We start from the raw sequence: 3841 nt of genomic DNA, 5'->3' as shown, positions 1-3841 counted from the left end.
CTTTTACAATCAAATCTCATAAAACCAGAGGATATGGAATACAAATTCCGTCATGATATCCATGCCAATGAGATTGTTTTACTGGCTTATTACATAGCTGCCATTAATATTGAATCGACTTATCATAGTTTGAAGAAAGGAGAGTATATTCCTTTCAAACATATTGGTTTAACCGATACATTCCGGATGCTTGAAAAACAAGATCTGATGAGAGGTTTACTAGAGAAAAACAGTGAATATTTAGAACTTCAGAAAAACCTCAATATTGAAGTTATCTTCGGCAATCCTCCTTATTCAACAAAGCAAAAAAACGAAAATGATAATGCAAAAAACACACCCTATCCGATTTTAGATAAACGTATTAGTGAAACTTATGCTGCTCATTCAAAAGCAACCAATATGCAAGCAATTTATGATAGCTATATTCGTGCTATTCGCTGGGCAAGTGACCGTATTGATAATGCTGGGATAATCGGATTTGTCACAAATGCCGGTTTTATTAATGGAAGTTCTACGGACAGTCTACGAAAGTGCCTCGTTGAGGAATTTAGCAGCCTTTATATTTTCCATTTACGGGGTAACCAACGAACTTCTGGAGAACTTTCTCGAAAAGAAGGTGGTAAAATTTTTGGTTCTGGATCTCGAGCCCCTATAGCGATTTCCATTCTCGTAAAAAATCCAAATGCACAACAGCGTGGTAAGATATATTTTCGTGATATTGGAGACTATCTCACGAGGCAAGAAAAGCTTACAATGATTGAATCCCTTGGAAGCATTAATGGTATTACACGGAGTAAACAAGGTTGGCAAATCATTATACCAGATAAGCACGGTGATTGGATAAATCAACGTGATGACAATTTTAAAGCATTTTTAGCCATAGGTGTTAAGAAAGGTAATAATAAGAAAAAGCTCTTTGAAACTTTTTCGTGTGGTATACAAACTAATCGTGATGCTTGGGCATATAACTCAAATCGTGAAGTTTTAGCAAAAAACATGAGTTATATGATTGCTTTCTATAATAGCGAAGTGGAACGTTTTAATAATGTCTATCCGCATGCTGACCGTAAGTTACGTGCAAATGCTGTAAACGATTTTGTTAGTGTTGATGCTACAAAAATTTGTTGGAGTAGTAGTCTGAAAGAAGAGTTTGTAAGAGGAAAGGTTTTTGAATTTGAAGATAAATGTCTTATTCAAAGCCTATATCGTCCTTTTACGAAGCAATGGCTTTACTATAGTCGTATTTTTAACCATAGAGTCTATCAAATGCCGCGTATATTTCCGATAGGGGGAATGATTGGAAATAAAGTAATTCAAGTTACAGGTATAGGAGCAATGGGAGGCTTTTCTGTGCTTATGACTACGGCTCTGCCCGATGTTCAGGTGATAGAAAATGGACAATGCTTTCCACGCTATATTTACGAAGATACTACGGTCTCAAAAGATAGAAACAAGAAACAAACTCATTTATTTACGGATTCTACAGAAGACAGCAAAACAGCTGATTTACAGAGGAGTGATGCCATTACGGATGAGGGACTAGCGCATTTTAAAGCTGCTTATCCTAATGAGACTATAATAAAAGAAGATATCTTTTATTACGTATACGGTCTACTTCACTCAGAAGATTATCGTGCCCGTTATGCTGATAACCTCTCTAAAGAGTTGCCTCGCATCCCTTGTGTAAAAAGCGCTGAAGATTTTTGGAAGTTTGTTAATGCTGGACGTGAACTAGGGCATTTGCACGTGAATTATGAAACTGTAGAGCCTTATCCAGTGACCTTTAAAAAGGGTAATCCAAAACAAACAGAGATCTCTAATCCCGAAAAATTCTATTACGTGACTGAAATGAAATTTTCTGGGAATAGTAAGGAAAAGGATAAATCGACTGTTTTTTATAACAGCAATATCATCATGACAGATATTCCTCTTGAAGCTTATGAGTATATCGTTAATGGTAAACCCGCTCTTGAATGGGTTATGGAACGTCAATGTGTCAAGACTGATAAAAATAGTGGCATTGTGAATGATGCCAATCGCTATGCTGTTGAAACCATTGGTAACCCTGCTTACCCTCTAGAGTTATTTCAAAGGGTTATTACAGTAAGTCTAGAAACAATGAAAATCGTTAAGAACTTACCAAAATTAGAACTAAGAGAAACTGAATAACTTATAAAGCATGTTCACATAATGGGTATGATAACTCATAAAGGGTATAGAGCTTATAACCATAATCTATACCTCTTTTGTTAAGTTGATTAGATACAATCTTTAAAAAGAGTGCTTATATGCGTTATTCTAAAAAGAAATCATTTGCACTTTTAGATACTCTTATTTGGATTGCCTTTAAGACTTTTAAGAAACCCTATCTAAAGTGAATTAAATTTTTTTACATTGCCTTTAAAAGATTATACCGTAATCTAAAATGATAGCTTTGTTTAAAGAGAGTTATGTATATTCATTTTCTTATATTACTTATAGGTTTTGAAGGTTTCTCAAACCCTCAAAATACCTTCAAAACCCCTTTTTATATATATTACAGATTGTATTTACGTGTTGTGTGTAATATAGGTTGTTTATTTAAAGCATTAACATATTGAAATATAATAACTTTTATTTTTTGATTGAAAAATAATATATAAAGGGGCGTAAAAGGAACCCTCAAAATACTCAAAATCTTCAAAACTCATAACCATAATGGTCTTGATAGTACTTCTTATGCGTTACAAACTATCTTTTGAAAAGGCTTTAAAGGAGCATATGCTTTTCATAAAGCACGTTTTAATCACTCACTAAAATAATCTATTTTGTCAGTTCAATTTACTGACACATAACTGACAGGTTTTAATCAATTCACATCATTGGTTATCTTTCAAGATTGTACTCTTGATATGGGTTATGTTTTAAAGATATTAAACTATTGAAATATAATGTTTTTAATTTTTACTCATAAAAAAAAATAATAGAGGGTCTTAAAAGGAACTGACAACACTGACACGGTCTATTAAAAGAGATTTTGCTCATCTCTATAATTATCAGTTTCTATTGAGATGTTTTCATAACAGTCTATAAATCGTAATTATCCTATTTATCGTTTCTCTTATGAAAATGAAAAATGATGCGGTGGCTATAAAGCATATAACAGCTATAGAGAATGCATAAAAACAGCAAGGTTTTATAATCATAATGCAAATGAAAGGGTTGGTTATAAAGACCATCTCTATGAAAAGCTGTTAAGTTGCAAATGTGTTATAAAAAAAATTCACAAAAAAATTAAAATTCATTTAGTGAAAAAAACTGATAGGTTATAAAGTTAAAAATACGCACTATGAGAGCGTTTCTAAATATTATCAATGTATAGATTCAGAAAATACGCAATCGTTTCATAAAGCCTATAATATATCTTTAAAAGCACATAAATATAAAAGAAGAAATTAATAAGCATAAGATATTATCAATACATAACGTATTAAAAAAAATATCAAAAAAGATAAAATATTGTTTGACAATAAATACGTATTTTGTTATATAAATATTCAAGTGATCAAAACACTTAAACATCAAGCGGGTAGGTTACGAAACAACCTTTCCCATTTCTTTAAATACTGACTGTCTTTTATGTTATGATTAGCATATAATGATTATGTCGGGTGTAGTTACGCCATACAATACTCTTATGAGAAAAGCGTAGCAACGGACTTGATGCCGTGTTTTGAGCGCCCGGCGCCCTATAAGGGTGTCAATTTCAAAACAATATTAACATCAAGGTTTTAATTATGAAAAATATATCAAAAAACACCCCCGTTATCTCTAATATTTCAAATGAAACCACGTCTGTTAA

The 3841-nt window shown here is 32.3% G+C and carries 1 protein-coding gene; it reads left to right on the top strand.

What is annotated here, in order from left to right; translation table 11 throughout:
- On the top strand, nucleotides 1-2169 hold a 2169-nt coding region (locus tag ACFIL3_RS09195; protein WP_375682129.1), incomplete at its 5' end, for a type ISP restriction/modification enzyme.
- Between the last annotated feature and the right edge of the window lie 1672 nt (nucleotides 2170-3841).

It is taken from the genome of Bartonella sp. CE47NXGY (assembly GCF_042195415.1).
In the GTDB taxonomy this organism is placed as follows: Bacteria; Pseudomonadota; Alphaproteobacteria; order Rhizobiales; family Rhizobiaceae; genus Bartonella.
Note: the sequence above shows the minus strand (reverse complement) of the source record. Positions and strands in the feature narration are given on the sequence as shown.